Origin of the sequence: Teichococcus wenyumeiae (assembly GCF_003696345.1) — a bacterium.
Lineage (GTDB): Bacteria > Pseudomonadota > Alphaproteobacteria > Acetobacterales > Acetobacteraceae > Pseudoroseomonas > Pseudoroseomonas wenyumeiae.
Genome location: NZ_RFLX01000020.1, coordinates 38,172 through 64,862 on the forward strand (window position 1 = coordinate 38,172; position 26,691 = coordinate 64,862).

26 protein-coding genes are annotated in these 26,691 nt (G+C 69.5%); 21 read left to right on the top strand and 5 right to left on the bottom strand.

Going from position 1 to position 26,691, the window contains the following annotated elements; genetic code table 11:
• Positions 1 to 41: 41 nt before the first annotated feature.
• The 4 genes from EBE87_RS20510 to EBE87_RS20525 all read left to right on the top strand — a co-directional run bounded on the left by EBE87_RS20510 (position 42) and on the right by EBE87_RS20525 (position 1,747).
• Entirely contained in the window at positions 42 to 230 is a 189-nt protein-coding gene (locus EBE87_RS20510) for a hypothetical protein (protein ID WP_122140066.1), read from the top strand.
• Position 231: 1 nt separating this feature from the next.
• On the top strand, positions 232 to 453 hold the full coding sequence (locus tag EBE87_RS20515) for a hypothetical protein (RefSeq protein ID WP_120641097.1): 222 nt from the start codon (positions 232 to 234) through the stop codon (positions 451 to 453).
• Positions 450 to 1,340: a PfkB family carbohydrate kinase gene (locus EBE87_RS20520; protein ID WP_120641098.1), complete on the top strand. Its 891-nt coding sequence runs from the start codon at positions 450 to 452 to the stop codon at positions 1,338 to 1,340. Before EBE87_RS20515 ends, EBE87_RS20520 begins: the two co-directional genes overlap by 4 nt.
• 257 nt (positions 1,341 to 1,597) lie before the next feature.
• Positions 1,598 to 1,747 (top strand): hypothetical protein, encoded by a 150-nt coding sequence (locus EBE87_RS20525; RefSeq protein WP_233553509.1) that lies wholly within the window; start codon positions 1,598 to 1,600, stop codon positions 1,745 to 1,747.
• 15 nt (positions 1,748 to 1,762) lie between these two features.
• On the opposite strand, the gene EBE87_RS20530 is transcribed toward EBE87_RS20525, so the two are convergent.
• The gene (locus EBE87_RS20530; RefSeq protein ID WP_120641099.1) at positions 1,763 to 2,464 is read right to left on the bottom strand and encodes a DJ-1/PfpI family protein; all 702 of its coding nucleotides are present in this window, start codon (positions 2,462 to 2,464) and stop codon (positions 1,763 to 1,765) included.
• Positions 2,465 to 2,469: 5 nt separating this feature from the next.
• The gene (gene apbC / locus EBE87_RS20535) at positions 2,470 to 3,639 is read right to left on the bottom strand and encodes an iron-sulfur cluster carrier protein ApbC (protein WP_122140065.1); all 1,170 of its coding nucleotides are present in this window, start codon (positions 3,637 to 3,639) and stop codon (positions 2,470 to 2,472) included.
• Positions 3,640 to 3,810: 171 nt separating this feature from the next.
• Here apbC and hflK point away from each other — a divergent pair, with 171 nt between their 5' ends.
• The 3 genes from hflK (at position 3,811) to EBE87_RS20550 (ending at position 7,785) form a co-directional block, all read left to right on the top strand.
• Positions 3,811 to 5,076, top strand: coding sequence for an FtsH protease activity modulator HflK (gene hflK / locus EBE87_RS20540; RefSeq protein WP_367604911.1), 1,266 nt, complete (start codon positions 3,811 to 3,813; stop codon positions 5,074 to 5,076).
• Entirely contained in the window at positions 5,073 to 6,059 is a 987-nt protein-coding gene (hflC, locus tag EBE87_RS20545; protein ID WP_122140064.1) for a protease modulator HflC, read from the top strand. The genes hflK and hflC overlap by 4 nt, the downstream gene beginning before the upstream one ends.
• 172 nt (positions 6,060 to 6,231) lie before the next feature.
• Entirely contained in the window at positions 6,232 to 7,785 is a 1,554-nt protein-coding gene (locus tag EBE87_RS20550; protein ID WP_120638471.1) for a DegQ family serine endoprotease, read from the top strand.
• Between the two features lie 53 nt (positions 7,786 to 7,838).
• Here EBE87_RS20550 and serB read toward each other — a convergent pair whose 3' ends face one another.
• Entirely contained in the window at positions 7,839 to 8,729 is an 891-nt protein-coding gene (gene serB, locus EBE87_RS20555) for a phosphoserine phosphatase SerB (RefSeq protein ID WP_120638472.1), read from the bottom strand.
• A gap of 26 nt (positions 8,730 to 8,755) precedes the next feature.
• On the opposite strand from serB, the gene miaA reads away from it, so the two are divergent.
• From miaA to EBE87_RS20595, 8 genes are all read left to right on the top strand, one after another.
• A complete protein-coding gene (gene miaA / locus EBE87_RS20560) occupies positions 8,756 to 9,721 on the top strand; it encodes a tRNA (adenosine(37)-N6)-dimethylallyltransferase MiaA (protein WP_120638473.1) in 966 nt (321 codons plus the stop codon).
• Positions 9,722 to 9,810: 89 nt separating this feature from the next.
• Complete coding sequence (locus EBE87_RS20565) at positions 9,811 to 11,607, top strand: acetolactate synthase 3 large subunit (RefSeq protein ID WP_120638474.1); 1,797 nt, start codon at positions 9,811 to 9,813, stop codon at positions 11,605 to 11,607.
• A gap of 49 nt (positions 11,608 to 11,656) precedes the next feature.
• A complete protein-coding gene (gene ilvN / locus EBE87_RS20570; RefSeq protein WP_120638475.1) occupies positions 11,657 to 12,181 on the top strand; it encodes an acetolactate synthase small subunit in 525 nt (174 codons plus the stop codon).
• A 28-nt stretch (positions 12,182 to 12,209) separates the two neighbouring features.
• Positions 12,210 to 13,226 carry a ketol-acid reductoisomerase gene (gene ilvC / locus EBE87_RS20575; protein WP_120638476.1) on the top strand — a complete coding sequence of 339 codons (1,017 nt, stop codon included), beginning with the start codon at positions 12,210 to 12,212 and terminating at the stop codon, positions 13,224 to 13,226.
• Between the two features lie 134 nt (positions 13,227 to 13,360).
• Positions 13,361 to 14,440 carry a zinc-binding metallopeptidase family protein gene (locus EBE87_RS20580; protein ID WP_120638477.1) on the top strand — a complete coding sequence of 360 codons (1,080 nt, stop codon included), beginning with the start codon at positions 13,361 to 13,363 and terminating at the stop codon, positions 14,438 to 14,440.
• Between the two features lie 4 nt (positions 14,441 to 14,444).
• A complete protein-coding gene (locus tag EBE87_RS20585; RefSeq protein ID WP_120638478.1) occupies positions 14,445 to 15,338 on the top strand; it encodes a metallophosphoesterase in 894 nt (297 codons plus the stop codon).
• 40 nt (positions 15,339 to 15,378) lie between these two features.
• Positions 15,379 to 16,302 (top strand): allantoinase PuuE, encoded by a 924-nt coding sequence (gene puuE, locus EBE87_RS20590; RefSeq protein WP_120638479.1) that lies wholly within the window; start codon positions 15,379 to 15,381, stop codon positions 16,300 to 16,302.
• Positions 16,299 to 17,504 (top strand): mandelate racemase/muconate lactonizing enzyme family protein, encoded by a 1,206-nt coding sequence (locus EBE87_RS20595; RefSeq protein WP_120638480.1) that lies wholly within the window; start codon positions 16,299 to 16,301, stop codon positions 17,502 to 17,504. Before puuE ends, EBE87_RS20595 begins: the two co-directional genes overlap by 4 nt.
• Here EBE87_RS20595 and EBE87_RS20600 read toward each other — a convergent pair.
• Positions 17,501 to 18,631, bottom strand: a complete 1,131-nt coding sequence (locus tag EBE87_RS20600) for an aminotransferase class V-fold PLP-dependent enzyme (RefSeq protein WP_120638481.1) — start codon at positions 18,629 to 18,631, stop codon at positions 17,501 to 17,503. The genes EBE87_RS20595 and EBE87_RS20600 overlap by 4 nt on opposite strands.
• Positions 18,632 to 18,943: 312 nt before the next feature.
• On the opposite strand from EBE87_RS20600, the gene EBE87_RS20610 reads away from it, so the two are divergent.
• Complete coding sequence (locus tag EBE87_RS20610; protein WP_120638483.1) at positions 18,944 to 20,536, top strand: 2-isopropylmalate synthase; 1,593 nt, start codon at positions 18,944 to 18,946, stop codon at positions 20,534 to 20,536.
• 89 nt (positions 20,537 to 20,625) lie between these two features.
• Here EBE87_RS20610 and EBE87_RS20615 read toward each other — a convergent pair whose 3' ends face one another.
• A complete protein-coding gene (locus EBE87_RS20615; protein ID WP_120638484.1) occupies positions 20,626 to 20,865 on the bottom strand; it encodes a YMGG-like glycine zipper-containing protein in 240 nt (79 codons plus the stop codon).
• A 167-nt stretch (positions 20,866 to 21,032) separates the two neighbouring features.
• Between EBE87_RS20615 and EBE87_RS20620 the strand changes: the two genes are divergently transcribed.
• The 5 genes from EBE87_RS20620 to rodA all read left to right on the top strand — a co-directional run bounded on the left by EBE87_RS20620 (position 21,033) and on the right by rodA (position 26,635).
• Entirely contained in the window at positions 21,033 to 22,076 is a 1,044-nt protein-coding gene (locus tag EBE87_RS20620) for a rod shape-determining protein (RefSeq protein WP_120638485.1), read from the top strand.
• A gap of 85 nt (positions 22,077 to 22,161) precedes the next feature.
• The gene (mreC, locus tag EBE87_RS20625; RefSeq protein ID WP_120638486.1) at positions 22,162 to 23,025 is read left to right on the top strand and encodes a rod shape-determining protein MreC; all 864 of its coding nucleotides are present in this window, start codon (positions 22,162 to 22,164) and stop codon (positions 23,023 to 23,025) included.
• Positions 23,026 to 23,032: 7 nt separating this feature from the next.
• Positions 23,033 to 23,572: a rod shape-determining protein MreD gene (gene mreD / locus EBE87_RS20630; RefSeq protein ID WP_199707393.1), complete on the top strand. Its 540-nt coding sequence runs from the start codon at positions 23,033 to 23,035 to the stop codon at positions 23,570 to 23,572.
• A 1-nt stretch (position 23,573) separates the two neighbouring features.
• Entirely contained in the window at positions 23,574 to 25,481 is a 1,908-nt protein-coding gene (mrdA, locus tag EBE87_RS20635; protein WP_120638487.1) for a penicillin-binding protein 2, read from the top strand.
• A complete protein-coding gene (gene rodA / locus EBE87_RS20640; RefSeq protein WP_120638488.1) occupies positions 25,478 to 26,635 on the top strand; it encodes a rod shape-determining protein RodA in 1,158 nt (385 codons plus the stop codon). The genes mrdA and rodA overlap by 4 nt, the downstream gene beginning before the upstream one ends.
• Positions 26,636 to 26,691: the final 56 nt, after the last annotated feature.

The window sequence follows — 26,691 nt, forward strand, 5'->3', positions numbered from 1 at the left end:
TCCGCCTTTGGCTGGCCCTGCTGCCGCGCCATTGGCTGGCGGTGGCGGTGATCGTGGTGGTGCTGCTGATCGGCATCCCGCTGGCGGTGGCGCTGGTGGGGGATCTCGGCGCGCTGCTGCTGCTGGTGGGCGTCGGCGGCTTCGCCCTTGGACGCGCCACCGCGCGACACGACATCCCGGGCACGGCAGCGCGCGGCAAGGCGCCACGCCGCCGGGCGGAAGGGGGATAGGATGTTCTGGGTTCTGATGCTGCTGGTGCTGCTGGTCTTCGGCCTGCCGATGATGATGCTCTTCGCCGCGCTCTCGGTCGGCGTCTGGCTGGTGGGGGCGGTGCTGGGGCTGGTCTGGGCGGTGCTGACCTTCGTCTTCAACGACGCGGCCACGGCGCTGCTGGTCGTGGCCGCGCTCTGGTTCGGCTATGCCTGGGGCCGCAAAAGGCAGCGAGGCCTGTGAGCGTCCTGGTCTTCGGCTCCGCCAATGCCGACCTGATCTTCCCAACCCCCACGCTGCCGGCGCCGGGCGAGACGGTGCTGGGAGAAAGCTGGCGCGCATCGCCTGGGGGCAAGGGCGCCAACCAGGCCACGGCGGCGGCCCGTGCCGGGGCGCGGACCCATTTCATCGGCGCCGTGGGCACGGATTCGCTGGCGGAGGTCGCGCTCTCCGGCATGGCGGCGGCGGGGGTGGACCTGTCTGGCCTGGCGCGGGTGGGGGTGGCCACCGGCGCCGCCGCCATCTGCGTCGATGCCAGGGGCGCCAACCAGATTTCCGTGGCCTCCGGCGCCAATATGGCGGTGCGGGCGACGCAGGTGGCGGATGCCGAGCTGGGCCCCGACACCGTGCTGCTGCTGCAGATGGAAGTGCCGGTGGAGGAGATGGTGGCGCTGGTGGCCCGTGCCCGCGCCGCGGGGGCCCGCATCATCCTGAACCTGGCGCCGCCCGCGCCGGTGCCGGAGGCCATGCTGCGGCAGATCGACCTGCTGGTGGCCAATGAACATGAGGCCGCCTGGCTGGCCGCCAGCCTGGGCGTGGCGCCCGAGGCGGCGGCGTTGCGCGGCGCGCTCGGCATCGACGTGGTGGTGACGCGGGGCGAGCAGGGGTCCGAAGCCGCGACGGCCACCGGCACGCATCACCAGCCCGCCTTCCAGGCCCTGGCGGTGGATACCACCGGCGCCGGCGATTGCTGGTGCGGCACGCTGGCCGCCGCGCTGGATGCCGGGGAGGACCTGCCCACCGCCATGCGCCGCGCCAGCGCCGCCGCCGCCATCGCCGTGGGGCGGGAAGGGGCGGCCGTTGCGATGCCCACGGCCACCGAGACCGAGGCGCTGCTGGCTTCCGCCTGACGCCAGCGCCGTTGCGAACACGGCGTATTCTCGTCAAGTTTTTGATTTAAAAGGATATTATCACGAGACGGCGCGGCCCCGGCCATAATTGGCTCGGGAGTCGCCGCATGAGACGCCTTGAGGACCTGACCGAAGCCGACCCCCTCGCCCTGGCCATTTCCAGCGAGGAGGATTCGCGCATCTAAAGGCACTTCGCCCTGCGCCTGCGGGGCAGCTATCCGGCTTCGGCCGCGGTCTTCAACGCCATAGCGGCGACGGTGGCGGGCGCCGTGGTGGTGGTGGAGCTGCTGCTGATTTCCTGGGTGCGCTGGAAATACGTGGAAACGCCCTTCCAGTCCGCCACCGTCCAGGTGGTGCTGGGCGGCGTGCTGGTGCTGCTGGCGGGCATCTTCATCGGCAGCGCCTGAGGCGCTGCCAGGAGATCACAGCGTGACGCGGGACAGCCGCGCCAGGGCCCGCGCATCCACCTCCGCCATGCGGGCGCGGTAAGGGGCAGTAGCCGCGCGCGCGGCTTCCAGCACCGCATCGCCGGCCTCATCCGGGCTGCCGGCGCCGGGGAAGGGGGGCTCGGGTGCGTATTCCAGGCCAAGCTGCACCTGGCGGGCGAAAGTCTCGCCCTCCAGGGCCGCCACCAGGGTCAGCGCGAAATCGATGCCGGCGGTGACGCCGCCGCCAGTGATGCGGTTGCGGTCCACCACCACCCGCGCCTTTTCCGGCTCGGCCCCGAATGCCGCCAGCCGGTCGTGCGAGGCCCAGTGGGTGGTGGCCTTGAAGCCATGCAGCAGCCCCGCCGCCGCCAGCACCAGCGCCCCGGTGCAGACGGAGGTGAGGAAGCGGCAGCCGATCTCCTGCTCCCGCAGGAAATGCAGCACGGCCTCGTCCTCCATGGCCTCCAGGTGACCGGGGCCACCGGGGACGCAGATGAGGTCGAGCTGCGGGCAGTTCTCCAGCGTCACCGTCGGCAGCACCTTCAGGCCGCTGCCCTCCACCGGCGCCAGGTCCTTGGCCACCACATGCAGGGTGGCGCCGGGCAGGCGGGAAAGCACCTCCCAGGGTCCGGCGAAGTCCAGATGCGTCATGCGGGGAAAGATCAGGAAGCCAATCTGCAGGCCGGTGTCCGACACGCGCTTCACTCCACCACGAATCGCGGCATGGCGGGGGCCGCCGCGCCTTGTTCCAGCTTATCGCGCAAACGGCGGGCGATGGCGCGGTAGGTTTTTGCCTCCTCGCTTTCCGGCTTCGCCATGGCGATGGGGGTGCCGGCATCGGCCAGTTCCCGGATGGCCAGCTTCAGCGGCAATTCGCCGAGGAATTCCACCTCCATCCGCTCGGCTTCCGCCCGCGCGCCGCCATGGCCGAAGATCTCGGCCCGGTGGTTGCAGTTGGGGCAGCAGAAGTAGGACATGTTCTCGATCAGCCCCAGCACCGGCACGTTCACCTTCTGGAACATGCGGATGCCGCGCCGGGCATCGATCAGCGCCACGTCCTGCGGGGTGGAGACGATGACGGCGCCGGCCAGCGGCACCCGCTGGCTCATGGTCAGTTGCGCGTCGCCGGTGCCGGGCGGCATGTCCACCACCATCACGTCCAGCTCGCCCCATTCCACCTGGCCGAGCATCTGCTCCAGCGCGCCCATCACCATGGGGCCGCGCCAGACCATCGGCGTTTCCTCCTCCACCAGGAAGCCGATGGACATGGCCTTCAGGCCCCAGCGGGAGATCGGGATGATGCGGCCCTGGGTGGCGCGCGGCCGTTCCCGCGTGCCCAGCATCTGGGGCAGGGAGGGGCCGTAGATATCGGCGTCCAGCAACCCGACCTTCAGCCCTTCCGCCGCCAGCGACACGGCGAGGTTGACCGCCGTGGTGGATTTGCCGACGCCGCCCTTGCCGGAAGCCACCGCGATGATGGACTTCACTCCCGGCAGCAGCATCGGCCCCTGGCCCGGCGGCGGGCGGCTGGCGCGGGCGGCGCCCGGTGGCGGCGCGGCATGGCTGTGCCCCGCATGGTCATGGTCATGAGGTGCCGTCGGCGCCGGCCCGGCCTGGATATCTCGGTGCGCCGTCAGCACGCAGGTGGCGGAGAGCACGCCCGGCACCGCCGCCGCCGCCCGCTCCGCCGCCGCGCGCAGCGGCTCCAGCGCCCGGGCACGCTCCCGCGGCACGGCCAGGGCGAATTGCACCAGCCCGTCCCGCGCCGAAAGCCCCTGCAACATGCCGGAGGAGACGACGTCCCGGCCCGTGTCCGGGTCACGCACCGCGCTCAGGGCGGCCCGGACGGCCTCTGCAAGTGTCTCCGACATCGCTTGAAAACCTCTTCTTCCCGGACAATATCCGCCCTGCCCTCGCAGTGGCGTGATGCAACCGCATTGCGCCGCAGCCCGGACAGGGCGACATATGATCCGGCCCTGTCGCGCATGCATCCGCTTCGCGCAAGCGGCCGACGACAACCTGTGCCGCGCGGAACCCGCGCGGTGCGCGACGACACGTTACGGGAGATGTGCCGGCCGATGCCCTGGAACAATACTGGTGGCTCGAACTCTGGGGGGAGCCCCTGGGGCAATCCGCGTCCGGGCGGGCCTTGGGGGCAACCGCCCCAGGGTGGTGGCGGCGGTGGGCGTGGCCCCGGCAGCAACGGCCCTGACCTGGATGATGCGATCCGCCAGGCGCAGGCGGCGCTGCGCCGCATCCTTCCCGGCGGCGGTGGCCGTGGCGGCACTGGCAAGTGGATCGGCCTGGGCGTGCTGGCGCTGATCGCGGTCTGGGCCGCCAGCGGCATCTATCGCGTGCAGCCGGACGAGCAGGGTGTGGTGATGCGCTTCGGCGCCTTCAACCGCACCACCCAGCCCGGCCTGAACTACCGCATCCCCTGGCCGGTGGAGAGCGTGACCACGCCGCGCGTGACGCGCATCAACCGCATCGACATCGGCTTCCGCGCGCCCAACGACACGCCGCTCTCCCGCCCCGTCTCCGCCCGGGACGTGCTGGAGGAGAGCATGATGCTGACGGGCGACGAGAACATCATCGACATCGACTTCGCGGTGTTCTGGCGCATCCGCGACGCGGGCGAATACCTGTTCAACACCCGCAACCCGGACCAGACCGTGAAGTCGGCGGCCGAGAGCGTGATGCGCGAGGTGGTGGGGCGCACCCCCATCCAGCCGGCGCTGACCGAGGCCCGCGCGCAGATCGAGCAGGCGGTGCGCCAGGGCACGCAGTACATCCTGGACCAGTATGGCTCGGGCATCGAGATCATGCAGATCCAGCTGCTGAAGGTGGACCCGCCGCCGGCCGTGATCGACGCCTTCCGCGACGTGCAGCGCGCCAATGCGGACCGCGAGCGCGCCCGCAACGAGGCCGAGGCCTATCGCAACGACATCATTCCCCGCGCCCGCGGCGAGGGCCAGCGCATGATCCAGGAGGCCGAGGGCTTCAAGGAATCGCAGGTCGCCCGTGCCCGAGGCGAGGCCGCGCGCTTCCTGTCCGTGCTGACGGCCTATCAGACCTCCCAGGACGTGACGATGCGCCGCCTCTACCTGGAGACGATGGAAGAGATCCTGCGCAAGAACCCGAAGATCGTGGTGGACGACCGGCTGCAGGGCATCGTGCCCTATCTGCCGCTGGACGGGCAGGGCGCCGCGCAGCAGCGCGCGCCGCAGCCGCCGGCCCAGGGCGCGGCCCAGTCCACGCCGCCGGCGCCGCCGGCCATGCTCAACCGCCAGGGGGGAGCTGCCCGATGAACCGCTTGACGCTTCTGGCGGGCGTGGCCGTGGTGGCCGTGGTCGCCATCGCCTCCACCCTCTTCACGGTGCAGCAGACCGAGCAGGTGATGATCACCCAGTTCGGCGAGCCCATCCGCGTCATCTCGAAGCCGGGTCTGCACGCCAAGATCCCGTTCATCCAGACCGTGGTGTCCTTTGACCGCCGCCTGCTGGACTACGACGCGCCGGGCGAGGAAGTCATTCTGGGCGACCAGCGCCGGCTGATCGTGGACAGCTTCACCCGCTTCCGCATCTCTGACCCGCTGCGCTTCTTCCAGACCTCGGGCGCGCAGGAAGCGGGCATCCGAGGGCGGCTGTCCTCGATCGTCTCGTCCTCGCTGCGCCGCGTGCTGGGCAGCCAGCCGCTGCTGGGGGTGCTCTCCTCCGACCGGCAGAAGATCATGGATGAGATCAAGCGCCAGGTGAATGCCGAGGCCACGCAGTTCGGTATCACCGTGGAGGATGTCCGCATCCGCCGCGCCGACCTGCCGGAAGAGAATACCCAGGCCGTGCTGAACCGCATGCAGTCCGAGCGTGAGCGCGTGGCGCGCGAGGCGCGGGCCGAGGGTGCCGAGGTGGCCGCCCGCGTCCGCGCCGGCGCCGACCGCGAGCGCACCGTGCTGCTGGCCGAAAGCCAGGCCCAGGCCGATGTGCTGCGCGGCCAGGGCGAGCAGGAGGCGATCGGCATCTTCGCCGATGCCTTCCAGCGGGACCCGCAGTTCTTCCAGTTCTGGCGGACCATGCAGGCCTACCGGGAAGCCTTCTCGGACGGTGAATCGCGGCTGGTGCTGACGCCGGATTCGGAGTTCTTCCGTTACTTCCGCTCCAGCCAGTCCGGCATGCCGCTGCCGACACCCGCCGCGCCCGCGACCGGGACGGACGGCAGGCCCGCGTCGACGGTGCCCGCCAGCCCGGCTGCGGCCGCCGCCGCGCCGCAGCCGGCACCCGCCCCGGCGCCCTGAGCGCCGCGTATCCAAATGTTCCAAAACGGGCCGCATCCCTTGCGGCCCGTTTCGAGTTGAGCTTTCTCGTAACTCATCGCGGTTACGGGCTTTGCCTTCACGGGCAACGGCCCCATTTGCACTGCGTTCTTGACCCACGCGGCCGATATCGGTCGAAAGCGAGGTTCTGCCGATGCGTCTCGCCCCCATGATGCTGGCCGCCGCCGTGGCCGCCGCCCCGCTGACAGCACCGCTGTCGGCCTGGGCACAGGCCACCATGACGGCGCCCAACGTCACTCCCCCCGGAACCACGTCACCCGCCCCCCAGACGTTCCCCGCCCCGCCGAGCTTCGCGCCCCTGGCGCGGCAGCTGCTGCCGGCGGTGGTGAATGTGCAGACCAGCCAGACCATCGGCGGTCCGCGCGCCGGACGCCCCGATGCGCCCGAGATTCCGCAGGTCCCGCCGGGCAGCCCGTTTGAAGAGCTGTTCCGCGACTTCCTGGAGCGTCAGCGGCCGGGCCAGCGCCCGGGCCAGCCGCCGCGCCGGGCGCAGAGCCAGGGTTCGGGCTTCATCATCGATGCCTCCGGCATCATCGTCACCAATAACCACGTCGTGGACGGCGCCGACGAGATCAACGTCGTGCTGCAGGACAACACGACGCTGAAGGCCGAGCTGGTGGGCGTGGACGCGCGCACCGACCTGGCCGTGCTGCGGGTGAAGACGGACAAGCAGCTGCCCACCGTGCCCTTCGGTGATTCCGACAAGGCCGAGGTGGGCGACTGGGTGCTGGCCATCGGCAACCCGCTGGGCTTTGGCGGCAGCGTCACCTCGGGCATCGTCTCGGCCCGTGGGCGCAACATCAATGCCGGCCCCTATGACGACTTCATCCAGACCGACGCCGCCATCAACCGCGGCAACTCGGGCGGCCCGCTGTTCAACATGCAGGGAGAGGTGATCGGCATCAACACCGCCATCGTCTCCCCTTCCGGCGGCTCGATCGGCATTGGCTTTTCGATCCCGTCCAACCTGGCCAAGAACATCGTGGCGCAGCTGCGCGACGGTGGCCGGGTGAAGCGCGGCTGGATGGGCGTGAACATCCAGCAGGTGACGGATGAGATCGCCGAGAGCCTGAACGTGCCCGGCGGCGCCCGTGGCGCCCTGGTGGCCCGCGCCGACGAGAATGGCCCGGCTGCCAAGGCCGGCGTCAGGAACGGCGACGTGATCCTGCGCTTCAACAACCAGGATGTGAAGGAGATGCGCAGCCTGCCGCGCATCGTGGCCGAGACGCCGGTGGGCACCGAGGTGCCGATGACCGTCTGGCGCAACGGCAAGGAAGAGCAGCTGAAGGTGACGGTGGCGGAGCTGCCGACCGACCAGCAGGCCTCCACCAGCGCCGCGCCCGAGCAGACCCGCCCCGGCTCTGCGCTGGAACTTTCCGGCCTCGGCCTGAAGGTCTCGCCCATCACCCCCGAGGCCAAGGAGCGCTTCAGCCTGCGCGACGAGGCCAAGGGCGTGGTGGTGACCGAGGTGGCGCCGGGCAGCAGCGCCGCCGAGCGTGGCATCACCCCTGGCGACCTGATCGTGGAAGTGCAGCAGAACCGCGTCTCCACCCCGCAGGAGGTGCGTGAGCAGCTGGAGCGCCTGCGCAAGCAGAACCGCCCCAGCGCACTGCTGCTGATCGAGAATGGCCAGGGCCAGCGCTTCGTGCCGCTGCGCCTGCGGCCGGAAAGCGGCAGCCCGGGCTGAACCGGGCTTTGCCCAGGCTTGGGGAAGGGGGGCTTCGGCCCCCCTTTTTCGTGTCAGGCCACGAAGTCGGCGGCGCGGTAACCCTGGGCGAAGAGCAGGGCGCGCAGGTCGGCATGGTCCACCCGCACGCGCGCGGTGGCGGCCACCACCTGCTTGGCGTGATAGGCCACGCCCAGGCCTGCGGCGCCCAGCATCGCCAGGTCATTGGCGCCATCCCCCACCGCGACGGTGGCGGTGAGCGGCAGGCCCAGCTCGGCCGCCAGCTTCTTCAGGATGGTCAGCTTGGCGTCGCGGTCGAAGACCGGTTCCTCGACCTTGCCGGTCAGGGCGGTGCCGTCATCCAGCAGGATATTGGCGTGGTGGCTGTGGAAGCCGAGCTTCTCCGCCACGCGGGAGGTGAACCAGGTGAAGCCGCCGGAGGCGATGGCGCAATGCGCCCCATGCGCGCCCATGGTGCGGACCAGCACCTCGGCGCCCGGCATCATCTCGATCTTGGCCCAGGTTTCCTCCAGCGCCGTCAGCGTCAGGCCCTTGATCATCGCCACCCGCTCCCGCAACGAGGTGGCGAAGTCGATCTCGCCATTCATGCTGCGCTGGGTGATGGCGGCGATCTGGTCCTGCACGCCCGCATAGGCGGCCAGCTCGTCCAGCGTCTCGGCGGTGACGATGGTGCTGTCCATGTCCGCCACCAGCAGCTTCTTGCGGCGGCCTTCGGCGGCTTGCGCGATGCAATCCACCGGCGCCCCTTCCAAAGCGCCGCGCGCGATGGCATCGGCCTGTTCCGGGGCGAGGCCGGAGAAGGGAAGGTCCAAGGCCTCGCCTTCCGCCAGCCAGTCCGGGGTGCCGGGCTGGCCGCCAAGGTCGAGAAGGGCCGCGCGCATGCGGGAGATGACGGACGCCTGCAGGTGACCCGGCGGGGCGATCAGGGTGAGAATATGAGACATCGGGGCCGGACCATGCCTGTGCAGCCATGAGTGATCAACCTTTCGCGCTGCTGGTGGCGGGGCCCACCGCATCCGGCAAGTCGGCCCTGGCGCTGGCCCTGGCCGAGCAACTGGGCGGCACGGTCATCAATGCCGATTCCATGCAGGTCTATGACGGGCTGCGCGTGCTGACCGCCCGCCCGAGCCCGGAGGAGGAGGCGCGCGCGCCGCACCGCCTTTACGGCGTGCATCCACCGGGGCAGGCCGCCAGCGTCGCCTGGTGGCGGGAGCGGGCACTGGAGGAAATGGCGGCGGCACGGCTGCCGATCCTGTGCGGCGGCACCGGCCTCTATTTCCGCAGCCTGACCCAGGGCCTGACCGAAGTGCCGCCCGTGCCGCCCGAGGCGCGGGAGGAAGCACGCGCCTTCCTGGCGGAGCATGGCCCCGCCGCCCTGCATGCCCGCCTGGCAGCCGAGGACCCGGACACCGCCACCCGCCTGCGCCCCAGCGACAGCCAGCGCCTCGCCCGTGCCTGGGAGGTCTGGCGCGGCACGGGGCGCGGGCTGGCCGCCTGGCAGCGGGAGCCCGGCACCGGCCCGGCGGAGCGGGATGGGGTGCCCTGGCGCTTCGCCGCCATCCGGCTGGACCCGCCGCGTGAGGTTCTGCGCGCCGCCATCGGCGTCCGTTGGGCGGGTATGATGACGGCGGGCGCGGTGGAGGAGGTGCGGGCGCTGCTGGCCCAGGGGCTGGACCCCGACTTGCCTGCGATGCGTGCGCATGGCGTGCCGGAGATCTCGGCGGCCCTGCGCGGGGAGATGAGCCTGGAGGAGGCCGGACGCCGCGCCTGCCTCGCCATCGGCCAGTACACCAAGCGGCAGGCCACCTGGTTCCGGCACCAGCCACTCGCGGATGTGAGCGCCACGCATACGATCCATGCGCGCGTGACGGGTCTAGAGCAATTTTCAGAAAGTGATTGGGCTCAAATTATCGCTTTTATTGATCGGCACCGTTGACGGGCGTGGCGCGGGCGCGGTAACACCGCCACGCCCGCATGGCGTCATGCCGTGCCAGGGCCCAACATGTCAGGAAGCCCGTAACCGCCATGTCTTCCCAGATCCTTCCCGCCGCGTCCGACACCCAGTCCCTGACGGGTGCCGAGATCGTCCTGCGCGCGCTGAAGGAGCAGGGCGTAGAGGTTATCTTCGGCTATCCCGGCGGCGCCGTACTGCCGATCTACGACGCCATCTTCAACCAGAACGCCATCCGCCACATCCTGGTGCGGCATGAGCAGGCGGCGGTGCATGCCGCCGAGGGCTATGCGCGCTCCACCGGCAAGGTGGGTTGCGTGCTGGTGACCTCCGGCCCCGGCGCCACCAACGCCGTGACCGGGCTGGTGGACGCGCTGCTGGACAGCATCCCCATCGTCTGCCTGACCGGGCAGGTGCCGACGCATCTGATCGGCAACGATGCCTTCCAGGAAGCCGATACCACCGGCATCACCCGGCCCGCGACCAAGCACAACTACCTGGTCAAGAACATCAACAAGCTGGCCGAGACGGTGCACGAGGCCTTCTACGTGGCGCGCTCCGGCCGCCCCGGCCCGGTGGTGATCGACCTGCCGAAGGACATCCTGATCGGCAAGGGCCCCTATACCGAGGCCCCGAAACAGGACCACCGTTCCTACCGCCCGCAGACGGAGCCCGATGCCGGGCAGATCCGCAAGGCGGTGTCGCTGCTGAAGCAGGCCAAGCGCCCCATCGTCTATGCCGGCGGCGGCGTCATCAACGCGGGCCCAGAGGCCAGCGAGCTGCTGGCGAAGTTCGTGCGCATGGCGGGCATGCCCTGCACCAATACACTGATGGGCCTGGGCGCCTATCCGGCCAGCGACCCGCAGTTCCTGGGCATGCTGGGCATGCACGGCACCTTTGAGGCGAACCTCGCCATGCATGGGTGCGACGTGATGTTCAACATCGGCGCCCGCTTCGATGACCGCGTGACCGGGCGGCTGAACGCCTTCGCGCCGGGTTCCATCAAGATCCACGCCGATATCGACCCGTCCTCCATCAACAAGAACGTCAAGGTCGAGGTGCCGGTGGTGGGCGATGCCGCCGCCATCCTGCGCGCCATGATCGCCGCCTGGGAGGAAATGCCGGCGCAGCAGGACCGCGAGGCCCTGGCTGGCTGGTGGCGCCAGATCGACGAGTGGCGCGGCAAGAAGTGCCTGTCCTACGTCCAGGAAGGCAAGATCATCAAGCCGCAGCACGCGGTGCGCCGCCTGTACGAGCTGACCCAGGAAAGCGGCCGCGAGACCTTCATCACCACCGAGGTCGGCCAGCACCAGATGTGGGCCGCCCAGTATTTCGGCTTCGAGAAGCCGAACCGCTGGATGACCTCGGGCGGCCTCGGCACCATGGGCTATGGCCTGCCGGCGGCGATGGGCACGCAGATCGCCCATCCGGACGCGCTGGTGATCGACATCGCCGGCGAGGCTTCGATCCTGATGAACATCCAGGAGATGGCGACGCTGGCGCAGTACCGCCTGCCGGTGAAGGTGTTCATCCTGAACAACCAGTACATGGGCATGGTGCGGCAGTGGCAGGAGCTGCTGCATGGCGGCCGCTATTCCGAAAGCTACAGCGCGGCCCTGCCGGACTTCGTGAAGCTGGCCGAGAGCTTCCACGGCGTCGGCATGCGGATCGAGGGCACGGACGACCTGGACCGCGTGATCCGCGAGATGATCGCCATCGACCGCCCCGTGATCGTGGATTGCGCGGTGGACGAGAAGGAGAACGTCTTCCCGATGATCCCGTCCGGCGCCGCGCATAACGAGATGCTGCTGGCGGCCGGGCAGGAAGGCGGCATCGCCGGCGTGACCGATGAGGGCAAGGTGCTGGTCTGATACTCGGCCAGCCTGATCCGCGACCCTGACCCTCCACGGAACCGAGACCATGTCCGACATGACCGACAACGCGCAGCGCGCGGCGACCATCGCCGTGCTGGTGGAGAATGAGGCCGGCGTGCTGGCGCGCGTCATCGGCCTCTTCTCCGGCCGGGGCTACAATATCGACAGCCTGACCGTGGCCCCGGTGGACGAGGCCGGGCGCCTGTCCCGCATCACCGTCGTCACCACGGGGACGGAGATGGTGATCGAGCAGATCAAGGCGCAGCTCGACCGCCTGGTGCCGGTGCACAAGGTGGCCGACCTGACGCTGGAAGGCCCGCACCTGACGCGGGAGCTGGCGCTGATCAAGGTGGTCGGCACCGGCATGGGGCGCCAGGAGGCGCTGCGGCTGGCCGATGCCTTCCGCGCCCGCGTGGTGGATGCCACCACCGAGAGCTTCGTGTTTGAGATGACGGGCAGCGGCGAGAAGCTGGATGCCTTCATCAACCTGATGCGGCCGATCGGGCTGGCGGAAGTCAGCCGGACCGGCGCCGTGGCCATCGCGCGCGGCACCGCCGCGCTGCAACCCTGAACAACCAAGCCTGAGGAGAGCGCGAGAGATGCGCGTTTACTACGACCGCGATGCGGATGTGAACCTGATCAAGGGCAAGAAGGTCGCGGTCATCGGCTTCGGCAGCCAGGGCCACGCCCATGCCATGAACATGCGCGATTCCGGCGTGACGGATGTCGTGATCGGCCTGCGCCCGGGTGGGTCCGCCAAGAAGGCCGAGGCCGCCGGCTTCAAGGTCATGTCGCCCGCCGAGGCCGCCAAGTGGGCCGACCTGGTGATGGTGCTGACGCCGGACGAGGGCCAGGGCGACCTGTACCGCGACCACCTGCACGAGAACATGAAGGAAGGCGCCGCGCTGGCCTTCGCGCATGGCCTGAACGTGCACTTCAACCTGATCGAGCCGCGCGCCGATATCGACGTCTTCATGATCGCGCCGAAGGGCCCCGGCCACACCGTGCGCGGCGAGTACCAGAAGGGCGGCGGCGTGCCCTGCCTGGTGGCCGTGCACCAGAACCCCTCGGGCAATGCGCTGGAGATCGCGCTCTCCTACGCTTCCGCCGTCGGCGGCGGCCGCTCGGGCATCATCGAGACCACCTTCAAGGAAGAATGCGAGACCGACCTGTTCGGCGAGCAGGTCGTCCTCTGCGGTGGCCTCGTGGAGCTGATCAAGGCGGGCTTCGAGACGCTGGTGGAAGCCGGCTATGCCCCCGAGATGGCCTATTTCGAGTGCCTGCACGAAGTGAAGCTGATCGTCGACCTCATCTATGAGGGCGGCATCGCCAACATGAACTACTCCATCTCCAACACCGCGGAGTATGGCGAGTACGTGACCGGCCCCCGCATCATCACCGCCGAGACCAAGGCCGAGATGAAGCGCGTGCTGAACGACATCCAGTCCGGCAAGTTCACCCGCGACTGGATGCTGGAGAACAAGGTCAACCAGGCCTCCTTCAAGGCGACCCGCCGCCGTCTGGCCGAGCACCCGATCGAGGAGGTCGGCACCAAGCTCCGCTCCATGATGCCCTGGATCACCAAGGGCGCCCTGGTCGACAAGGCCAAGAACTGAGCATCGGCGAGGGGCCCTTCGGGGCCCCTTTTCCGTTGCGGCTCTGCTATGCTGAAGCGGGCCGCAACCGTAACGACGGCGCGGCATTTCACCTGCCACGCGCCGGGGTGGTCCCGGGTTCAGGGACATCCTCCATGCGCCTCTACAAATGCCAGGTCTGCGGCCAGGTGCTGCACTTCGAGAACACGCGCTGCGTGAAGTGCGAAAGCACCCTGGGCTATCTGCCGGAGCGCAACGTGCTCTCTGCCCTGGAAGACATCGTGGGCAAGCCGGGCGAGTTCTATGCCAGGGCCCTGCCGAACCAGCCCCTGCGCTTCTGCGACAATGCCCGGCACGAGGCCTGCAACTGGCTGGTGCCGGCGGAGAGCGAGGAGCGCTTCTGCCTCGCCTGCCGCCATAACCGCACCATCCCGGACCTTTCCGACCCGGTGAACCTGGAGCGCTGGCAGAAGATCGAGATGGCGAAGCGCCGCGCCTTCTACAGCTTCATCCGCCTGCACCTGCCGCTGCACACGCGCGCGGAGGACCCCGAGCACGGCCTGGCTTTCGACTTCCTGGCCGACGCGCCGGATGCACAGCAGAAGGTCATGACCGGCCACGACCACGGGTTGATCACCCTGGCATTGGTGGAGGCCGACGATGCCGAGCGCGCCCGCCGCCGCACCGTCATGGGCGAGCCCTACCGCACCCTGCTGGGCCATTTCCGCCACGAATCCGGCCACCACTTCTGGGACCTGCTGGTCCGGGACGCCGGGCGGCTCGAGGAATGCCGCGCCATCTTTGGCGACGACAGCCAGGACTACGGCGCCGCCCTCCAGCGCCATTACAACGAGGGCGCGCCGGCGGACTGGCAGGAACACTTCGTCAGCACCTATGCTACCGCGCATCCGTGGGAGGATTTCGCGGAAACATGGGCGCATTACCTCCATATCGTGGACACGCTGGAGATGGCGCGGGCGCTGGGCATCGGCATCTCGCCCCGCGTGGACCGGGAAGGGGAGCTGGAGGCGGAGGTGGATTTCGACCCCTACCGCTCCACCGACATCCATGCCGTGATGGAGGCCTGGGTGCCGCTGACGGTGGCGGTGAACAGCCTCAACCGCTCCATGGGCGTGGCGGATCTCTACCCCTTCGTACTCTCGCCCGAGGTCGTGACGAAGCTCGGCTTCATCCAGTCCCTGGTGCATGGCAAGGTGCGGGCCGACGCCGGGTGAGCTCATGCGGCTGACGCGCCGCCGCCTGCTGGCCGGTGGCGTCATCACCCTGGCCAGCGGCGCCTCCGTCAGTGCCTTTGGGCTGGTGATCGAGCCGGGGCTGTTGCTGACGGTGCGGGAATACCGGCTCTCGCTGCCCGGCTGGGGCGCACGGCCGCCGCTGAACCTCTGCGTCATCGCCGATATCCATTCCAACGAGCCCTGGATGCCGCTGGACCGTATCCGCCGGATCGTTGCCACCGCCAATGCGCTGGAGCCGGACGCGCATCTGCTGCTGGGCGACATTCCCGGCCATTTCCCCTGGGTCCGCCGCCGCCTGCCGATGCCGGAGGTGGTGGAGGCGCTCTCCGGCCTGCGGGCGCCGCTGGGCTGCTTCGGCGTGCTGGGCAACCACGACTGGTGGGACGACCAGGCGGTGCAGCGGGCGGGACGGGGCGTGCCGGCGCTGCGGGGCCTGCTGCAACAGGCCGGCTTCACCATCCTGGCCAATGGCGCGGTGCGGCTGCCGCATGGGGATGGCGTCTGGCTCTGCGGCACCGAGAGCATGCTGGCCTTCCGCCGTATCCCCGGCATCTACCGCGGCGTCGACAACCTGCGCGCCGCCATGGCGCCCCTGGCCGCCGACGATGCCCCGGCCATCCTGATGGCGCATGAGCCTGACCAGTTCCCCAATGTGCCCGGGCGGGTGGCGCTGACGCTGTCTGGCCATACCCATGGCGGGCAGGTGCGGCTGGCGGGCTGGTCGCCCATCGTCGGCTCCCGCTACGGCAACCGCTATGCCTATGGGCTGGTGGAGGAGGAAGGGAAGCGGCTGATCGTCTCCGGCGGGCTGGGCTGCAGCGTCTTCCCCATCCGCCTGGGCGTGGCGCCGGAGATCGTCATGGTGCGGCTGTCCTGAGCGTTGCCAGGGCGCCTGGAGCCGTCCAAGCTTCGTTCCCATGACGATCCTGGCCCCAGACAGCTGCTATCCCCGCGACTTCCAGGGCTACGGCCCGAACCCGCCGGACCCGCAATGGCCGGCGGGCGCGAAGCTCGCCATCTCCTTTGTGCTGAACTACGAGGAGGGCGGCGAGAACAGCGTGCTGAACGGCGATGCCGGCAGCGAGATCTATCTGAACGAGACGCCGGGCGGGAACCCGGTGCTGGGCGCCCGCGACATCGGCAAGGAAAGCCAGTTCGACTACGGCGCCCGCGCCGGTGTCTGGCGGGTGCTGCGGCTGTTCAGGCAGCGGGATTTCCGGCTGACGGTCTATGGCGTCGGCCGGGCGCTGGAGCTGAACCCGGCGGTGGGCGCCGCCTTCGCGGAAGCGGGGCACGAGGTCGCCAGCCATGGCTGGCGCTGGATCAACTACCAGAACATCGATGAGGCCACCGAGCGCGAGCATATCGCGAAATGCGTGGAGACCATTACCCGCACGGTGGGGAAGCCGCCGGTCGGCTGGTATACCGGCCGCATCAGCGAGCAGACGCGCCGCCTCGTCGCCGAACACGGAGGCTTTCTCTACGACAGCGATGCCTATGACGACGACCTGCCTTATTACGTCACGGTCGCCGGCAAGCCGCTGCTGATCATTCCCTACACGCTCGACAACAACGACATGAAATTCGCGGTGCCGCCCGGCTTCGCCTCCAATGACGGGTTCGAGCAGCACCTGCGCGATGCCTTCGACCTGCTGCGGCAGGAAGGCCAGACCGCGCCCAAGATGATGAGCGTCGGCCTGCATTGCCGCCTGGTGGGCCGCCCCGCGCGCGCCGCCGCGCTGGCCCGCTTCCTGGACCACGTGAAATCCTGCCCGGATGTCTGGGTGACGACGCGGGAGGAGATCGCCCGCCACTGGCTGAAGGTGCATCCGCCGAAATGAGGATCACCGAGCTCCGCATCTCCATCGTCCAGACCGCGCGGCTGCACCCCGTGGTGGTGGAGATCCGCACCAGCGAGGGCATCACCGGCATCGGCGAGGCCGGCATCGCCTATGGCCTGGGCGCCACCGCCGCCGCCGGCATGCTGCGCGATATCGGGGAGCGGATGCTGATCGGCGCCGATCCCTTCCGCATCGAGGCACTGTGGTCGGAGATGTATGATCACACCTTCTGGGCCAAGGGCGGCGGGCCGATCGTCTTTGCCGCCATCTCCGCCATCGAGCAGGCGCTCTGGGACATCAAGGGCCGCGCGCTGGGCGTGCCGGTCTATGAGCTGCTGGGCGGCAGGATACGCGACGACGTGCGCCTCTACCACAATGGCTGGGGCCAGCCGCACCGGGAGGTCGCGCCCTTCGTGCAGGCCGCCGAGAAGGCGGTGGCGGAAGGCTATGACGCGCTGAAATTCTATCCCTTCGCCTATCGGGAAGCGCATCCGCAGGCGACCTCCCGCCATCCGTCCCGCCGCGACCTGCCGCGGGAGGCGCTGACGCTGGCCTATGAGAAAGTGAAGGCGCTGCGCGGCGCGGTGGGGCCGGATGTCGATATCCTGCTGGACCTCAGCGGCGGGCTGACCACGGACGAGACGATCCGCTTCTGCCGGAAGATCGAGGAATTCGACATCTTTTTCGTCGAGGAACCCTGCGACCCCTTCGACACCGGCACGCTGAAAAAGATCAGCGACAGCATCCGCATGCCCGTCGCGGCCGGGGAGCGGCTCTACACCCGATACGGCTTCAAGCCGGTGCTGGAAGCGCGGGCGGTGGACATCATCCAGCCCGACCTGGGCCTGACCGGCGGCATCATGGAGGGCAAGAAGATCGCCGCCATGGCCGAGGCCTATGGCATGCGGGTGCAGCCGCATGTCTGCGGCAGCCCGCTGGCCACGGCGGTGGCGCTGCAATTCGCCGCCTGCATCCCGAACTTCGCCATCCAGGAAATCTACCCGATGTGGCAGGAGATGGAGGGATACGTGGAAATCACCGACGACCCGCCGGAAGGCCGCATCCAGGGCGGGCGCGTCTCCATCCCGGACCGCCCCGGCCTGGGCATGGAGCTGCGGCAGGAAGTGATGGCGCCCTTCCTCTGGGCCACGGTGGGCGGCAATAGCCAGGTGGGCTACGAGAAGGCGCTGGAGGGGCGCTAGCTGCGCCCCAGCGCCCGCGCCAGGGCCGCGCGGAAGCGGTCGCAATCGGCTTCCTCGGCCCAGACATGCGGGCTGACGCGCAGCACCCCCAGCCGGTCGCTGGCATAAACCCCCGCCGCCGCCAGCGCCTCGATCAGCCCGGGCGGCATGCCGCCGGGAATGCGCAGGCCCAGGATATGTGGTGCCCGCAGCGCCCGTGGCAGCGCCGGGATGCCGAGCGCCATGGCATCCTCTGCAAGCCGGTCCGTCAGGCTGCGCAGCCGCGCTTCCACCGCCGCCGTGCCCCAGGATGCCACCAGTTCCAGCCCCGTCGCCGCCATGGGCAGGGCGATGGGGTCGTTGCGCTCGCCCTTGTCGTAGCGGCGGGCGCCGGGGGCGAACTGGCCGCCGGGGCGGTTCACCTGATTCTCCTCCAGCGGCAGGCCGGACTGGCGGTGCGGCGCGGCATAGAGGAAGGCGAGGCTATAGGGGCCTAGCACCCATTTATAGGTCGGGAAGGCCAGGAAATCCGGCTGCCAGCGGGCCACGTCCACCGGCATGGCGCCCACCGCCTGGGTGGCATCCACCACCAGCGCCGCCCCGGCGGCATGCACGGCGGGGGCGATGCGGTCCAGGTCGATCACCGCGCCGTCCGACCAGTGCAGCGGCGTCAGGCAGGCCACCGCCAGCGGCGGCGCGCCGGGGCGGGCGATGGCTTCCAGCACCGCGCGGGTCCAGTCGCCATCCGCCGGCCGGGGCACCACATCGGCCACCGCACCCGCCTTGGCCGCCAGCCGGTCCCAGACCAGGCTGACGGAGGGGAATTCATCCTGCACCCGCAGCATCCGGCTGCCGGCGGGCAGGGGCAGGGGCAGGTTACGCGCCGCCGTGCCGATGCCGTGGCTGACGGCGCTGACAATGGCGACATCCTCCACGCTGGCGCCGATCAACCCGGCGGCGGCGGCGCGGGCGCGCTCGGCCCAGTCGTTCTCGCGGCTGCGCGGGCTGGCCCAGGGCTGGCTCTTGGTCAGCACGCCGGCCTCGCCGGCGGCGCGGACGCTGCGGGGCAGGGGGGAATAGGCGGCGCCGTCCAGGTAGGCGACGTTCGCCGGAATATCGAAGAGGTGGCGTTGGCTGGGCAGGGTCATGAGTCGCAGCAGAGACCATCGTTCCGCTTTGGTCCAGATTATCATCTGGGGCGAATGGGGGTTGCGGAGGCTGAAAGCGCTCACTATCGTCGCTTGCATGTTCGCCACCGCGCGCCATAACCCGCTGCTGGACGGCCTCGCCGCTGCCGCGGACCTGCGCGCCCTTTCTGGCCTCCGCCTCCTTCGACTTAGCCGCCCCTGGGCGTGACGCCCGGCTGACCTGCCGGCATCGCTCAGGGGACCCCTCCCCAAGGGGACAGCGGGGCCATGGGCTCCGGCGCTGCACGGCTCGTCACACGAAGGACACGTATCATGGCCATCAACCACCCCAGCTTCGGCACCATTGCCGACAACCGCGTCATCGTCTTCGACACCACGCTGCGCGACGGTGAGCAGTCCCCCGGCTTCTCCATGAACCTGGAGGAGAAGCTGCGGATGGCCGAGGCCCTGGCCGAGCTGGGCGTCGATGTCATGGAAGCCGGCTTCCCCATCGCCAGCCAGGGCGATTTCGAGAGCGTGCAGTCCATCGCGCAGCGCTTCGCCAAGGGTGGTCCGGTGGTCTGCGGCCTGTCCCGCTCCGCGCCCGGCGACATCCTGCGCGCCGTGGAGGCCGTGAAGCCCGCCGCGCGTCAGCGCATCCACACCTTCATCTCCACCTCCGACCTGCATATGCGCGTCAAGCTGCGCATGACGCCGGAGGCGGTGCTGGAAGCCGTCACCAATTCCGTCAGCCTGGCGCGCAACCACGTGGCCGACGTGGAATGGTCCGCCGAGGACGGCAGCCGCACCGACCCGGACTTCCTGTGCCGCTGCGTCGAGGCCGCCATCAAGGCCGGCGCCACCACCATCAACATCCCGGATACCGTCGGCTACGCGGTGCCGGAGGATATCGCCCGCATCTTCTCCATGCTGCGGGAGCGCGTGCCGGGCGCCGATGGCGTGATCTTCTCCGCCCATAACCACGACGACCTGGGCCTGGCCGTCGCCAATACCATCGCGGCGCTGCATGCCGGCGCGCGGCAGGTGGAGGCCACCATCAACGGCATCGGCGAGCGCGCGGGCAACGCGGCGCTGGAAGAGGTCGCGATGGCGCTGCGTACGCGCCAGGACGTCATTCCCTTCTCCACCGGCATCGTGACGCAGAACATCCTGCGCACCAGCCGCCTGCTGGCCACCATCACCTCCTTCGACGTGCAGCCGAACAAGGCCATCGTCGGCCGCAACGCCTTCGCGCATGAGAGCGGCATCCACCAGGATGGCGTGCTGAAGGACAAGGCGACCTACGAGATCATGACGCCGGAGAGCGTCGGCTGGACCACCAACTCCCTGGTGATGGGCAAGCATTCCGGCCGCGCGGCCTTCCGCGACAAGCTGTCGATGCTGGGCTACACGCTGGGCGACAACCAGCTGAACGACGCCTTCCGCCGCTTCAAGGACCTGGCCGACCGCAAGAAGGTTGTCTACGACGAGGACATCGTCGCCCTGGTGGATGACGAGGTGGTCCGCATCAAGGACCGCGTGAAGCTGCTGGCCCTGACGGTGGCCACCGGCATGGGCACCCGCCCCACCGCCAGCCTGGTGCTGGAAGTGGATGGCGAGCGCTGCGACGCCGTGGCCGGCGGCGACGGCGCCGTGGACGCCACCTTCAACGCACTGCAGCAGGTGGTGCCGCACAAGGCGGAACTGAAGCTCTACGCCGTGCAGTCCGTCACCGGCGGCACCGATGCCCAGGCGCGCGTGACCGTGCGGCTGGAGGAGGAAGGCAAGCTGGTGGACGGCCAGGGCGCCGATACCGACACCATCGTGGCTTCCGCCCGCGCCTATGTGCATGCGCTGAACAAGCTGCTGGCCAAGCGCGTGCGCACCGCGCCGCCGGAGATCCTGGCCCCTGCCCAGGCTGGCTGAGGCCAGCCCAGGGCCATGAAAAACGGCCGGTCCCGATGGGGCCGGCCGTTTCTCGTTTCAGACGGCCGCCCGGGGGCGGCCAGTCCGGCTCAGCGCCAGGCGGGGCGGCCGAGGTTGACGGTGTTGGGGCTGGTGGCGGCGCCACCCAGGGCACCCGCCGCGCCGCCGATCAGCGCACCCGTGCCGGCATTGCCGGACAGCGAGCCAACCGCCGCGCCAGCGCCCGCGCCCAGCAGGCCGCCGGAAGCCGCGCGGTCACCGGTTGAGTAGCCGCAGGCGCCCAGGCTCAGGCCAGCAAGGGCGAGCAGGGCGAGAGAAGACTTGCGCATGGGCGTGAATCCTGAAGCTGTTGCAATCTACGCTTCGGAAACGCAGGCTTGGGCACTGGGTTGCATTGCACTCATAGATTGCAGCTTGAGCCCGGGCGCGCGGGCGGGTAATCCACGGCGCCTTTTCCGCGTTGTCACGCGGCTTTTTCTCCCGGAAGGTTCGCAGCATGTTCTCTCGCCTGTTCGGCTTCCTTTCGGCCGACATGGCCATCGACCTCGGCACGGCCAATACGCTGGTCTATGTGAAGGGGCGAGGCATCGTGCTGAACGAGCCCTCTGTGGTCGCCATCGCCGATATCCGCGGCCGCAAGCAGGTGCTGGCGGTGGGTGAGGAAGCCAAGCAGATGCTGGGCCGCACGCCCGGCAACATCGCGGCCATCCGCCCGCTGCGGGACGGTGTCATCGCCGATTTCGAGGTGGCGGAGGAAATGATCAAGCATTTCATCCGCAAGGTGCACAACCGCCGCTCCTTCGCCTCGCCGATGATCATTGTCTGCGTGCCCTCCGGCTCCACCGCCGTCGAGCGCCGCGCGATCCAGGAAAGCGCCGAGAGCGCCGGTGCCCGCAAGGTGCTGCTGATCGAGGAGCCGATGGCGGCCGCGATCGGCGCCGGCCTGCCGGTGACCGAGCCCTCCGGCTCCATGATCGTTGATATCGGGGGTGGCACGACCGAGGTGGCCGTCATCTCGCTCGGCGGCATTGTTTATGCCCGCAGCGTGCGAGTCGGCGGCGACAAGCTGGACGAGGCGATCATTTCTTACATTCGCCGCCAGTTCAATCTGCTGATCGGCGAGAGCACCGCCGAGCGGATCAAGATGGAGATCGGCGCCGCCGCGCTGCCGGACTGGAACGAGGAAGGCCCGGTCACCGAGGTGCGTGGCCGCGACCTGATGAACGGCGTGCCGCGCGAGGTGATCGTCAGCCAGCGGCAGATCGCCGAATCCCTGGCCGAGCCGGTGTCGCAGATCGTCGAGGCCGTGAAGGTGGCTTTGGAGAACACGCCGCCGGAACTCGCCGCCGATATCGTGGACAAGGGCATCGTGCTGACCGGCGGCGGCGCGCTGCTGCAGCGGCTGGACCAGGTGCTGCGGGAGGCCACGGGCCTGCCGGTCTCGGTGGCCGAGGATGCGTTGGCCTGCGTCGCGCTGGGCACTGGGCGCGCGCTGGATGAGATGAAGCGGCTTCGCCACGTCCTCTCCTCCATGTATTAAAAAAGCTGGGGCTCAGACTGCGGGGCCCCTGACGAATCGCTATTCTGGACGTTCTTCCGACATCCTGCCCTGAGGAAGTCCGCGCTTGATCCGTCTCAGCATTCCGCTGCGCCAGGCTCTGTCGCGTTTGTCCTTGCCAGTGCTGGTGGCCCTTGCCTTCGGCACCATGCTGATCGGCAAGGCGGACACGCTGCTGGTGGACCGCGCGCGGATGGCCCTGGCCGATACCCTGGCCCCCATCTATGCCGTGGTGGCCGAGCCGGTGAACGCCCTGCGCAACGGGGTGCAGGAGGCCCGCATGCTCTGGGCAATGCGGGAAGAGAATGCGCGGCTGCGGGAGGAGAACGACCGCCTGCACCGCTGGCAGGCCGCCGCCCTGTCCCTGGAAGCCGAGAACACCCTGCTGCGGCGCCAGCTCAGCGTCATTCCCGAGGCGCCCTGGAGCCTGCGCACCGCCCGCGTGGTGGCCGATGCCGGCGGCACCTATGCCCGCGCCGTGCTGCTGGCGCTGGCGCCGGGCGTCGAGATCCGCAAGGGCCAGGTGGCGCTGGATGAGCGCGGCCTGGCCGGGCGCGTGACGGAGGTGGGCAGCCGCTCCGCCCGCGTGCTGCTGGTGACCGACATGAACAGCCGCATCCCCGTGACGCTGGAGGGCAGCCGGGCGCGCGCCATCATGGCCGGCACCAATGGTGACCACCCGCGCCTGCAGCACTGGCCCGAGGGCACCCGTCCCAAGGAAGGCGAGCGCGTGGTGACCAGCGCCGAAGCCTCCGTCTTCCCCGCCGGCCTGCCGGTGGGCGTGGTGCGCTGGACCGAGGGCGGCACGGCGGAGGTGGAACTCTTCGCGCGGCTGGACCGGCTGGACATGCTGCGCATCTTCGACTTCGGCCTGACCGGCATCCTGCCGCCGGAATCCGTGGCCCGCCCCGAGCCGCGCGGGAAGCGCTGAAAAGCCCATGGCCATCAAAGGACGGCGTGAGCCTGCCCCCGGCCTGCTGAGCCGGCTGGATGCGCTGGCGCGCGCCGCTTTCCCGGCCGGCAGCACGGCGCTGATGATGGTGGCCTCGGCGGCGCCGGTGGGCCTGCCCTCGGCCCTGCCGGCGGTGGCGCTAGCCTGTGTCTTCTTCTGGTCGCTGTTCCGCCCGGCCGCCATGTCGCCGCCGATCTGCTTTGCCATCGGGCTGTTGCAGGACCTGCTGGGCTTCGCGCCGCTGGGCATCGGCATCCTGACGATGCTGGTGGTGCATGGCCTCGCGCTGCGGCTGCGGCGCCCGCTGGCGCGGCAATCCTTCCTGACCGTCTGGCTGGCCTTCGCCGGCTTCGCCGCCGGCGCGGCGCTGCTGGGCTATGTGTTGCAGGCGGCATTGAATGCTCGCCTGCCGCCGGTGATGCCCGGCGTGGTGTCCTGGGCGCTCAGCACGGGCTTCTACCCCGCGATCGCCGCATTGCTGACGCGCTTGCACAAGGCCATGCAGCGGGCCGAGGATCTGGCCTGAGATGAGCAAGAGAGAGGAAGAACGGCGCCGCAGCGTCTTCACGCGGCGGGCGCTGATGCTGGGGGCGGGCCAGGCGGGCCTGCTCGGCTTCCTCGGCTACCGCCTGCAGAAACTGCAGCTTGAGCAGGGGGAGCGCTATGCGACGCTCGCCGATGAGAACCGCATCTCCGCCCGGCTGATTGCCCCGCCGCGCGGCCGGGTGCTGGACCGGCAGAACCGCGTCATCGCCGCCAACGACCTGAACTGGCGCGCGCTGCTGACGGCGGAGCAGACCCAGGACGTGAATGCCACGCTGGAGACCTTCAACGCCCTCATTCCCCTGACGGAGCAGGAGCGGGCGCGGATCGAGCGCGAGGTGCGCCGCCGCCGCCGCTTCGTGCCCGTGACGGTGCGGGAGTTCCTGAGCTGGGAGGAGATGGCGCGGATCGAGGTCAATTCCCCCGACCTGCCAGGCATCAGCGTCGATGTCGGCACCACGCGGCAATATCCCTGGGCGGACCATCTGGCGCATGTGGTCGGCTATGTCGCCCCGCCGGCCGAGGCCGACATGGACGGCGACCCGCTGCTGGAGCTGCCGGGCATCCGCGTCGGGCGTTCCGGCATCGAGAAGTTCCACGACAAGCTGCTGCGCGGCAATGCCGGCACGGTGCAGTTCGAGGTCAATGCGGTGGGCCGCGTGATCCGGGAACTGGACCGGCGGGAGGGCGCGCGGGGCCAGGATGTCGGCATCTCGATCGATGCCGAGTTGCAGAAGGTGGTGCGCGACAAGATCGAGGAAGGCACCAGCGTGGTCGTCATGGACGCCCGCAATGGCGAAGTGCTGGCCCTGGCCAGCCAGCCCTCCTTCGACCCCAACCTGTTCTCCTCCGGCATCTCGGCGGCGCAGTGGAAGGAATGGACGCGCAGCCGTTCCACGCCGCTGATCAACAAGGCCACCAACGGCCTCTATGCCCCGGGCTCCACCTTCAAGATGGTGGTGGGGCTGGCGGCGCTGGAGGCCAAGACCGTCACGGCGACGGAGCGCATCTATTGCCCCGGCCATTACGACCTGGGCGACACGCGCTTCCACTGCTGGCGCCGCTTCGGCCATGGCAGCCTGGATATGCGCGGGGCCATCAAGCATTCCTGCGACGTGTATTTCTATGAGATCGCCAAGCGCACTGGCATCGACAAGATCACCGCCATGGCCAAGCGCTTCGGCATGGGCGTGCCGCTGGATATCGAGCTGCCCGGCACCCGCAGCGGCTTCTCCCCCACGCGGGACTGGCGCATCAAGCAGGGCAAGCCCTGGAACCTGGGCGATACCGTGGTGCATGGCATCGGCCAGGGCTTCTACCAGTTCACGCCGCTCTCGCTCGCCACCATGACGGCGCGGCTGGCCACCGGCCGCGCGGTGCAGCCGCACCTAATGCGCAGCATCAACGGCAAGCCCACCCGTGGCATCAAGCCCGAGGACTGGCCCGAGCTAGGCATCCCGGAGCGCGACCTGAAGCTGATGCGCGAGGGCATGTGGGCGGTGGTGAACGAGCCCGGCGCCACCGGTGCCAATGGCAAGCTGCCGGCTTCGGTGGGCGTGCTGGCGGGCAAGACCGGCTCGGTGCAGGTGCGCCGCGTCTCGCGGGAGCAGCGCGAGCGCGGCTTCCGGGTGGAGAACATGCCGCGCGAATGGCGCCCGCATGCGCTGTTCGTCGCCTTCGCGCCCTACGATAATCCGCAATATGCCGTCTCGGTGGTGGTGGAGCACGGCACGGCGGGCGGCGCCGCCGCCGCGCCCCTGGCGCGGGAGGTGATGGTGGAAGTGCTGAACCGTTTCCGGGGCGGCAATGCCCCTCCCAGCCCCAGTGCTGAGGCCGACCCCGCATCCCAACTGGCAGAGGCCCAGCGGCCCCCCGGAAACCCCCGCCGATGATGTCCCGCGCGATTTTCGAGCGCCGCCTGCTGACCCGCGACCGCGGCGCCGGCATCCTGGAGAAGCTCTGGCTGATTCCCTGGAGCTTCGTGCTGCTGCTCTGCGCCATCGCGGCTGTGGGCTATGTGGCGCTTTACTCGGCGGGCGGCGGCGCGCCGGAGCCTTATGCCAGCAAGCACGCGCTGCGCTTCGCCTTCGGGCTGGTGATGATGCTCTCCATCGCCATGATCGATATCCGCGTCATCGCGAAGCTCTCCTGGCTCGGCTATGCCGGGGGCGTCGCGCTGCTGGTGCTGGTGGCGCTGCACGGGCAGGTCGGCAAGGGCGCGCAACGCTGGATCGAAATCGGCCCGATCCAGTTGCAGCCTTCGGAGTTGATGAAGATCATGCTGGTGCTGGGCCTCGCCGCCTGGTTCCACCGCGCGAGTTGGGAGAAGGTGGGCAACCCGCTCTTCCTGATCCCGCCGGTCATCGCCGCGCTGGTGCCGGTGGGCATGATCCTGAAGCAGCCCAATCTCGGCACCGGCATGATCACGCTGATGGTGGGCGGCGCGGTCTTCTGGGCCGCCGGCGTGCGCTGGTGGAAATTCGCCGCCATCCTGGCCGCGGCGGGCGTTGCGGCGCCGATTGCCTACGAGCACCTGCACGACTACCAGCGCGCCCGCATCACCACCTTCCTGGACCCGGAAAGTGACCCGCTGGGCGCTGGCTACAACATCATCCAGTCCAAGATCGCGCTGGGCTCCGGCGGCTTGTGGGGCAAGGGCTTCCTGCAGGGGACGCAGGGGCACCTGAACTTCCTGCCGGAAAAGCAGACGGACTTCATCTTCACCATGATCTCGGAGGAATTCGGGCTGGTGGGGGCGCTGGCGACGCTGCTGCTGCTGGCGCTGGTGGTGGCCTTCGCGCTGATGGTGGCCATCTGCTGCCACCACCAGTACGGGCGGCTGGTGGCCGTGGGCCTGGGCGTGAACTTCTTCCTCTATGTCTTCGTGAACATCGCCATGGTGACGGGCAGCATCCCGGTGGGCGGCGTGCCGCTGCCGCTGATCAGCCACGGCGGCTCCGCCATGCTGACCACCATGCTGGGCTGCGGGCTGCTGATGTCGGTCTATGTGCATCGCGATGCAGAATTTGGCGCGGCACGTGATTAGGGGGGTTGCCAATCCCGCCAGAGGCGTTAAAAGCCCCCTCCACCGACGGGGCGCCT

Coding starts and splice junctions, on each gene's coding strand:
- apbC (WP_122140065.1), bottom strand. CDS start 3,639: ATGTCGGAGACACTTGCAGAGGCCGTCCGGGCCGCCCTGAGCGCGGTG.
- EBE87_RS20550 (WP_120638471.1), top strand. CDS start 6,232: ATGCGTCTCGCCCCCATGATGCTGGCCGCCGCCGTGGCCGCCGCCCCG.
- miaA (WP_120638473.1), top strand. CDS start 8,756: ATGAGTGATCAACCTTTCGCGCTGCTGGTGGCGGGGCCCACCGCATCC.
- EBE87_RS20595 (WP_120638480.1), top strand. CDS start 16,299: ATGAGGATCACCGAGCTCCGCATCTCCATCGTCCAGACCGCGCGGCTG.
- mrdA (WP_120638487.1), top strand. CDS start 23,574: ATGAGCAAGAGAGAGGAAGAACGGCGCCGCAGCGTCTTCACGCGGCGG.
- serB (WP_120638472.1), bottom strand. CDS start 8,729: ATGTCTCATATTCTCACCCTGATCGCCCCGCCGGGTCACCTGCAGGCG.
- EBE87_RS20565 (WP_120638474.1), top strand. CDS start 9,811: ATGTCTTCCCAGATCCTTCCCGCCGCGTCCGACACCCAGTCCCTGACG.
- EBE87_RS20580 (WP_120638477.1), top strand. CDS start 13,361: ATGCGCCTCTACAAATGCCAGGTCTGCGGCCAGGTGCTGCACTTCGAG.
- EBE87_RS20515 (WP_120641097.1), top strand. CDS start 232: ATGTTCTGGGTTCTGATGCTGCTGGTGCTGCTGGTCTTCGGCCTGCCG.
- mreD (WP_199707393.1), top strand. CDS start 23,033: ATGGCCATCAAAGGACGGCGTGAGCCTGCCCCCGGCCTGCTGAGCCGG.
- puuE (WP_120638479.1), top strand. CDS start 15,379: ATGACGATCCTGGCCCCAGACAGCTGCTATCCCCGCGACTTCCAGGGC.
- EBE87_RS20600 (WP_120638481.1), bottom strand. CDS start 18,631: ATGACCCTGCCCAGCCAACGCCACCTCTTCGATATTCCGGCGAACGTC.
- EBE87_RS20620 (WP_120638485.1), top strand. CDS start 21,033: ATGTTCTCTCGCCTGTTCGGCTTCCTTTCGGCCGACATGGCCATCGAC.
- ilvC (WP_120638476.1), top strand. CDS start 12,210: ATGCGCGTTTACTACGACCGCGATGCGGATGTGAACCTGATCAAGGGC.
- EBE87_RS20615 (WP_120638484.1), bottom strand. CDS start 20,865: ATGCGCAAGTCTTCTCTCGCCCTGCTCGCCCTTGCTGGCCTGAGCCTG.
- hflC (WP_122140064.1), top strand. CDS start 5,073: ATGAACCGCTTGACGCTTCTGGCGGGCGTGGCCGTGGTGGCCGTGGTC.
- ilvN (WP_120638475.1), top strand. CDS start 11,657: ATGTCCGACATGACCGACAACGCGCAGCGCGCGGCGACCATCGCCGTG.
- EBE87_RS20585 (WP_120638478.1), top strand. CDS start 14,445: ATGCGGCTGACGCGCCGCCGCCTGCTGGCCGGTGGCGTCATCACCCTG.
- rodA (WP_120638488.1), top strand. CDS start 25,478: ATGATGTCCCGCGCGATTTTCGAGCGCCGCCTGCTGACCCGCGACCGC.
- EBE87_RS20610 (WP_120638483.1), top strand. CDS start 18,944: ATGGCCATCAACCACCCCAGCTTCGGCACCATTGCCGACAACCGCGTC.